The organism is Helicobacter pylori (assembly GCF_006440215.1).
GTDB lineage: Bacteria > Campylobacterota > Campylobacteria > Campylobacterales > Helicobacteraceae > Helicobacter > Helicobacter pylori_CS.
Genome location: NZ_VEZH01000009.1, coordinates 58852 through 66717, shown reverse-complemented (window position 1 = coordinate 66717; position 7866 = coordinate 58852). Strand labels below are relative to the sequence as shown.

Genomic DNA, 7866 nt, shown 5'->3' with positions numbered 1-7866 from the left:
GGAAAAATATTTCAAAAGTTGCTAATGGTGTAACACGCTTCAATGTTTCAAAGCAATTACTTTCAAAAATAACAATCCCCATCCCACCCCTAGAAGTCCAACAAGAGATCGTTAAGATTTTGGACGCTTTCACAGAATTAAACACAGAATTAAAAGCGCGAAAAAAGCAATACCAATATTACCAAAACATGCTTTTAGACTTTGATGGCATTAATTCAAACCATAAAGACGCCAAAATGAGCGCAAAAACCTACCCTAAACGCTTAAAAACCCTACTCCAAACTCTAGCGCCTAAGGGGGTGGAGTTTAAAACGCTTGAAGAGGTTTTTGAAATTAAAAATGGTTACACCCCATCAAAAAACAATCCTGAATTTTGGGAAAAAGGGACTATCCCTTGGTTTAGAATGGAAGACATTAGAGAAAATGGGAGAATTTTAAAAGACTCTATCCAACACATTACCCCAAAGGCTTTAAAGGGTAAGAAATTATTCCCTAAAAATTCTATTATTATTTCTACAACAGCAACCATAGGAGAGCATGCCCTTTTAATCGTTGATTCGTTAGCGAATCAACGATTCACTTTTTTAAGCAAAAAAGCGAATTGTGATCTTGCTTTAGACATGAAATTCTTTTTTTACCAATGCTTTCTTTTAGGGGAATGGTGTAAAAATAATATTAATGTTTCAGGTTTTGCTTCTGTGGATATGACCGCTTTTAAAAAATATAAGTTCCCCATCCCACCCCTAGAAATCCAGCAAGAGATTGTTAAGATTTTGGATCAATTTTCAGCCCTAACCACCGATTTATTAGCCGGTATCCCCGCTGAAATAAAAGCCCGAAAAAAACAATACGAATATTACAGAGAAAAACTATTGACTTTTAAACCACTCACCCCACACAAAGAAGTTAAAAAATGAGTTTTAAATAAAACTTTAAAAATAAAAGTTTTAGTATCACAGAGCCAAAAATAGCGTAATAAAAAAAGTTTAAAAATTCTAACGCTTCTTTAAGAACAAGCCCTCTAAAATAGGCGATAGAGTGGTTTTTAATGGCTGTTTTTTGCTAGGCGTTTTAACAAACCCTTAAAGGGTTGTTATTTAAAGAGGGTTTAAAGCTTCCACACGATCTCGGTGAAAATATGACTCCTGTCTTGATCGGTGGCAGGCTGGCTGTCCAATTTTGGCCCGTTCCACCCCATTTTATAGCCTTGATGCATCAACACATTATAATATTCAAATTTAATGTCGGCCGAGAAATTTTTAGTGAATTTATAGCCCAAGTTGAGCGATAGGACTTGTTCGTTCGCCCTAGGCCCATAAGTCAAACGCCCCAATAAACCCCAAAGGAATTTCCTATGCACCCCACCGCCAAAGGCAAACACGGTAAAAGCGTTCGCATCCATCATGTAAGACAAAGAGTTAAGGGTGTTTGCATAAACGGTGTTCGTCCAAAAGTCAAAGCCTAAGCGGTTACCATGGTAGCCTATCATCCAGTTAGCGTTCCCAAAGGATTTATAAATCCCAAAACCAAAATTGTATTCATTCCATTCAAACTTTTGTTTGATCATCAAGCTGTGCGCATTCTTACCGGCCGGCATGCCAAATTGATAGGTGCCCCAAAACCTTTTAGCATAAAAAGGATTAAGCACGGTAACATCGGTTTGAGAGCGAAACCCTAATCCGGTAAAAGTGGGGTTGCTATCATAAGTGATCGTAAAGTTAGGGTCGTATTCGTTAAAGGGTGAAAAATAGACAAAAGGCTGAATGCTCCAACCCTTGTAATTCCAAATGATATAAAAGGCATGCACCCCAGGGTTTATGGTTTGCCCGTTTTTAAGGGTGTAGGTTTTAGGCGAATAGAAATTATAAAGCCACTCATTATAGGCAAAACCACGACCAAAAGAGCTAAACCACCAGAATTTGAAATTCCCTAAGTTTAAGGTCATGTCCAAGCCTTGGTTGTAACCACTCATATAATCCGCTGGGGATTCGTATCTCCCGCCCCTAATTTCAAAAATATCTCTGTAGTTGTAGCGCAAGTAAGCGTTATAAATCACATAGTTTCTGGTGTGATCGGCATAAGTTTTTGCGCAAGTGGAAGCCTCTAAAGCTTCTTGATTAGACAATTGTGTCATTTGGGCTTGAGTCATCTTATCGTATTGGCCTTGGGTCAAATTCCCTGTGGCTAACCCGCAACTAGCCCATGGTTTTTGCCCTACAAGACCGCCCCAATAGCCCACATAGTTCCAAGCCATAGCCCCATAGGGTTTTCCTGTAACTTCGTTAATAAAATCCTTAGTGCTATCAAAAATAACAGCACCTCCCCAACCCCCAAGACTCCCGTCTAAATGATGCCCGTTAGCCGTAGCGCTTTTGGGCAAGAGTTCCGTAAAATCTACTTGCATGTAAGCCATAACCGTCATAAAGGTTTCGGTAGGGTAAAGCCCTTTATTAGTGTTGATAGGTTTGTTATTGAAACCGACTTTAGAGAAACTTTCAGCACCCGCTTTAATTTTAGCGATTTTACCCAAATCAAACGCTTGGGCTTGAGAAGAGAATAAAAAAAGAAGCGTTGCGATATTTTTAGCAGATGCAACTTTATAGTTCATGTTTAACCCTTAGTATAAACCAAAAATTCTAAATAGAGTAAGCCAACACCATTCAAAGAAAATTTTTTCTTACAGATCTTGAGAGTCTAATCAGTCTGTTCATCTTTCGTCCTTTTTTCTACGAAGTCCGACTTACAAAGTTAATTCTTAACTAAGTCGTGCGTTAATACTAGCATAATATTATTGTTTTTTTAATTTTGAGAATAAAATTTTTCTTTGTTAGTCAAATAGAGGCACTCAAAGCCTTATTTAATCTCAATATTATTTAATTTTTTAATTTATTCATTCCTTAACACGCTTAAAGCGTCAATAGTAGAAGCTTTTTTAGACGGGTAATAAGAAGAAAGCCCTACGATAATGATAGAGCCTATTAAAGTGAGCATAAAATCCATTAAAGACAAATCCAAAGGCAAGGTGTTAATGCCATAAACATCGGCTGGGAGCGAGATGATAGGGAACACGCTTAAAAGATACATGCTTATAAACGCTAAAACCACCCCAAGCGCCACGCCGCCTAAACCAATGATATTGCCCAAATAAAAAAAGGTTTTTTGGATTTCTTTTTGGCTGCTCCCCATGCTAAAGAGTAGGGCGATTTCTTTACGCCTGTTCATCACCACCATTAAAAGCGAGCTGATGATATTCAAAGACGCCATTAAAATAATGAGCATTAGCACAATGAATAACGCTCTTTTTTCCAATTCCATAGCCGAGAAAAAATTCCCGTTTTGTTGCCACCACCCTTCAATGCCTATGCCATGGTGGTTGATGGTTTTTAAAGCGTTGCGTAAAATTTCAATATCTTTCATGGGCGCTTTAGAATAGACATGCACCCCATCATAAAGCCCTAAGGGCAACCTCCTGATCGCGCTTATGGCTTGAAGGCTCGCATACATGTAGCTCATGTCATAAGATTTTAGCCCTGAATCAAAATCGCCTTTGATGGTAAAACGCTTCATGATAGGGGAGAGCGTGAGGCCTGTTGGCTCTAATTCGGTGAAAAACAAATCGGCTTTTTGGTTGAGATCTAAATTCAAGCTGTATCTCAAGCTTTTCCCCACGATCAAATTAAAAGGGTTTTTAAAAAGATCGTTTGTATTGGTGTTTTTTAAAGCGTCGTTTAAAACTTCATTGATGCGCCTTTCTTTAGAAAAATCAACCCCAAACACCACGCCACCATTCATGGAATGCGCGCTTTTAATCAGGCTTTGGGTTTGCAAATAGGGGCTAAAAAGCAAATTAGGGAACTTTTTTTCTAAAGCTTGAACCACTTCTTCGCTGATCCCATAAGGGCTTGTGGTATAGAGCGTTAAGGGGTAGTTCATCACAAAAAGCTTTTTTTCAAATTCCTTACTCATGCCGTTCATGATCGCCATAGCCACAATTAAAACCATCACGCCAACCGCCACGCCAAAAAAAGCCAACAAAGCGGTGATGCTGATAAATGGCTGGCTTTTATCAAAACGCAAATAACGCTTGATAAGGAAAAAGATTAAGGATCTATTTGGCAAATAAGCCCTTTTTAGGCCCGCTTTTAGCGCAACAATCTTTATATTTTTTGCCGCTCCCGCAAGGGCAAGGCTCGTTTCTTTTAGGGGTTTTAGCGAAAGCTTTCAAGGCCACATTCAAATCTTCATCTAAAGTTTCTTCATGGCGGTAAGTTACGCTCTCATGCTCTCTTTCTTCGCTAAAGTTATCCAAATAACGCTCCGCATCGCTAGAATCTTGCTCGTTTTCAAATTGGATCTTAGAAAAGGTTTTGATCGCTTCTATTTTAATGTCTTCAATGAGTTCTAAGAAAAGGTTGTAACTCTCTTTTTTGTATTCTACGAGAGGGTCTTTTTGGTTATAGCCTCTCAAATTGATACCGGTTTTGAGATTATCCATCGTGTAAAGGTGCTCTCGCCATGCGTTGTCTAAAATCTGCAAATACACGATGCGCTCAATCCGGCTTCTTTGTTCGCTATCCAAAACTTTCATTTTGTTTTCATAATCGCTTTTTAATTTTTCAGCCACAAATTTTTCAATAGGAGCGGCTTTTTCTAAATCTTCTAACTCAACATGAGCGTTAAAATCTTCTTTTAAGATGTTTTTAAGCCCTAAAAGTTCCTCTTCAGACAGGTTTTGATGGTCAAAGGCTTTGAGTTTGGAAAAGATTTGCTTGAGCGCGTATTCTCTGTTTTCAGCGATTTTAGCGCTAATATCGTAATTGGCATCTAATAATTCATCTCTAAATTTATACACGCTTTTTCGTTGCTCATTAGCCACATCATCGTATTCTAACAAATGCTTACGGCTTTCAAAATGCAAGTTTTCCACTTTTTTTTGCGCGTTTTCCACCGCTCTTGTAACAAGCTTGGATTCAATGTGTTCGCCGTCTTTAAGCCCTAATTTTTCCATCACCCCCTTAATCCTATCGCTCCCAAAAATGCGCAACAGATTGTCTTCCAAACTCAAATAAAATTGGCTTACTCCCGGATCGCCTTGGCGCCCGCTCCGTCCCCTTAATTGGTTGTCAATCCTGCGGCTCTCATGCCTTTCAGTGCCAATGATATACAGCCCCCCAAGCTCTTTAATTTCATCAGTGAGCTTAATATCAACGCCCCTGCCTGCCATGTTAGTCGCAATCGTAACCGCCCCCTTAAGCCCGGCGTCTTTGATGATTTCAGCTTCTTTGGTGTGCTGCTTGGCGTTTAAAACGGTGTGAGGGATGCGTTCTTTTTTGAGTAAAGCGTGCAGGGTTTCACTCTTTTCAATGCTAGCCGTGCCAACTAAAACGGGCTGACCCTTATCGTGTAATTCTTTAATCTTAAGGATCACGGCGTCAAATTTTTCTTTTTCACTCTTATAGATCAAATCGTTCAAATCTTTCCGCTTGATCGCTAGATTAGTAGGGATAGACACCACTTCTAAATTATAGATTTCTAAAAATTCTGTGGCTTCGGTTTGAGCCGTGCCTGTCATGCCAGCGAGTTTGGAAAACATCCTGAAATAATTTTGGAAAGTAATATCGGCTAAGGTTTGGCTCTCTTCTTTAATGCTCACGCCCTCTTTAGCCTCTAAAGCCTGGTGTAAGCCCTCACTAAAGCGCCTCCCTTCAGACAAACGACCGGTAAATTCATCTACAATCACCACTTCATTATTGGCTACAATATAATCTTTATCAATAAAAAAGAGGTAATTCGCTTTTAAGGCTTGGTCTAAATGGTGCGATAAGGCGGCGTTTTCAATCTTGTATAAATTATCCACGCCAAAGAGGTTTTCAGCTTTTTTAATCCCCTCTTCAGTGATTAAAATCGCGCGGTTTTTTTCATCTATGGTGAAATCGGTTTCCACTTGCATGCTTTTAGCGACTTCATCAGCCTTGTTGTAATTTTCCATGCACCTATCCACAGGCCCTGAAATGATTAAGGGGGTTCTCGCTTCATCAATTAAAATGGAATCCACCTCATCAACAATAGCGAACGCATGCGATTTTTGCACTTTATGCTCTAAAGAATATTTCATGTTATCCCTTAGATAATCAAAGCCAAATTCATTATTAGTGCCATAAACAATGTCTTTAGAATAAATTTCTAAACGCTCATCATCATCTCGAACGCTTGCAGTGATCGTTCCTACGCTATAACCTAAGAATTGATACAACGGCTCCATTTCTTTAGAATCCCTATGGGCTAGGTAATCATTGACCGTTACCACATACACGCTCTCGCCCTTTAAAGCGTTCAAAGCCACCGCTAAAGTAGCGACTAAAGTTTTACCCTCTCCGGTTTTCATTTCAGCGATTTTGCCATCGTTTAAGACCATGCCCCCAATGAGTTGCACGTCAAAATGGCGCATCTTTAAGATCCTTTTGCTCGCTTCTCTAGTGATAGCAAAGCTTTCTGGTAAAACTTCTAAAAGGGTTTTTTCTTGCAAATCTTTTTCTGTGGATCGCACTCGTTTTTTTAATTCTTCAAAAGCGTTTTGCAGCTCATCATCGCTCATTTTTTCATAAGTAGGCTCTAGGGCGTTGATGGCTAGGACTTTTTTTTTGTATTGTTTGATCCAGCGATCGTTTCTGGTGCCAATGATTTTTCCAATGATTGCTTTTATCATGGTAATAGTAACCTTTTAAGAGTGCTTCAATCCCATTTATTTGATTAAAGCGTCAGTTTTTAATCCCATTTTAGCATGGATAAAATAAAAGTCTTGTAAAATAAAGGGTTTTATTAAAGATGAGAGATTGTTTTAAGGTTTGAATAATGAAAGCTTTTTTAAAGATTGTAATGGTTTTGATTTTTATAAGCGTTGCCTATGCTAAAAGCCTTTCAACGCTTTCTAAAGAAGAAGAGGTTTTGCAGCATTTGCAAAGTTTTAGCGCGCATTTCAAGCAGGTTTTAAAAAAGGAAAAGCCTTTAGTTTATTATGGGGTTTTAAAGGCTAAAGCCCCTAATTGGGCTTTATGGGTTTATGAAAAGCCTTTAAAAAAAGAAATTTACATGAACGATAAAGAAGTGGTGGTTTATGAGCCTAATTTGTTTCAAGCGACCATCACGCCCTTAAAAGACAAGACGGATTTTTTCACCATTCTTAGGCGGTTGAAAAAGCAAGATGACGGATCTTTTAAAACGACCATCAACAAAACCACTTATCGTTTGGTTTTTAAAGACGGCAAGCCTTTTTCGCTGGAATTTAAAGATGAAATGAACAATCTTGTAACGATCACTTTTTCTCAAACAGAAATTAACCCCACCATCGCTAATGAAATCTTTATTTTTAAGCCTAAAGATGAAAATATTGATATTGTGCGCCAATGATTTTTAATGATTCATTGCATTTTGTTAGTAAAAGTTAGTTAAAATAGACAAGCCTTTAGAAATCATGGGGCTGACTTGGATTTCGACAGATTTCTTGTCGCACAGACAGCATGCCAAGTGCTGCTTGTAAAACAGCAACAAAAATAACTGTAAACAACACAGATTACGCTCCAGCTTACGCTAAAGCTGCGTGAGTTAATCTCCTTTTGGAGCTGGACTGATTAGAATTTCTAGCGTTTTAATCACTCCATAACCTTAAGCTAGACGCTTTTAAAAGGTGGTTCGCCTTTTAAACTAAGAAACAAGAACTCTTGAAACTACCTCAAGGTTTTAGAAAGTTGGACCAGAGCTAGTTTTAAGGCTAAAAAACTAACCAATTTTCTAAGCATTGTAGAAGTTTGTGTTTAGGACAAGATTTTTGGACTGGGGTTCGATTCCCCACAGCTCCACCATATCAAA

5 protein-coding genes and 1 other RNA gene are annotated in these 7866 nt (G+C 38.6%); 3 read left to right on the top strand and 3 right to left on the bottom strand.

Annotated elements, in window-relative coordinates; genetic code table 11:
* A partial coding sequence (locus FIM44_RS05580; protein WP_238699903.1) for a restriction endonuclease subunit S occupies positions 1 to 917 on the top strand: 917 nt, incomplete at its 5' end.
* A gap of 191 nt (positions 918 to 1108) precedes the next feature.
* On the opposite strand, the gene hofF is transcribed toward FIM44_RS05580, so the two are convergent.
* The 3 genes from hofF to secA form a co-directional block, all read right to left on the bottom strand.
* On the bottom strand, positions 1109 to 2608 hold the full coding sequence (hofF, locus tag FIM44_RS05575) for an outer membrane beta-barrel protein HofF (RefSeq protein ID WP_140579367.1): 1500 nt from the start codon (positions 2606 to 2608) through the stop codon (positions 1109 to 1111).
* A gap of 278 nt (positions 2609 to 2886) precedes the next feature.
* A complete protein-coding gene (locus FIM44_RS05570) occupies positions 2887 to 4119 on the bottom strand; it encodes an FtsX-like permease family protein (RefSeq protein ID WP_140579366.1) in 1233 nt (410 codons plus the stop codon).
* Entirely contained in the window at positions 4109 to 6706 is a 2598-nt protein-coding gene (gene secA / locus FIM44_RS05565) for a preprotein translocase subunit SecA (protein ID WP_140579365.1), read from the bottom strand. Before secA ends, FIM44_RS05570 begins: the two co-directional genes overlap by 11 nt.
* Before the next feature lie 146 nt (positions 6707 to 6852).
* Between secA and lolA the strand changes: the two genes are divergently transcribed.
* Entirely contained in the window at positions 6853 to 7407 is a 555-nt protein-coding gene (lolA, locus tag FIM44_RS05560) for a LolA-like outer membrane lipoprotein chaperone (protein ID WP_140579364.1), read from the top strand.
* Positions 7408 to 7473: 66 nt separating this feature from the next.
* Positions 7474 to 7859, top strand: a transfer-messenger RNA (tmRNA) gene (gene ssrA / locus FIM44_RS05555).
* Positions 7860 to 7866 lie beyond the last annotated feature (7 nt).

Bases quoted from the DNA above. Each gene is read 5' to 3' on its own strand.
- hofF (WP_140579367.1), bottom strand. From the start codon at position 2,608: ATGAACTATAAAGTTGCATCTGCTAAAAATATCGCAACGCTTCTTTTT.
- secA (WP_140579365.1), bottom strand. From the start codon at position 6,706: ATGATAAAAGCAATCATTGGAAAAATCATTGGCACCAGAAACGATCGC.
- lolA (WP_140579364.1), top strand. From the start codon at position 6,853: ATGAAAGCTTTTTTAAAGATTGTAATGGTTTTGATTTTTATAAGCGTT.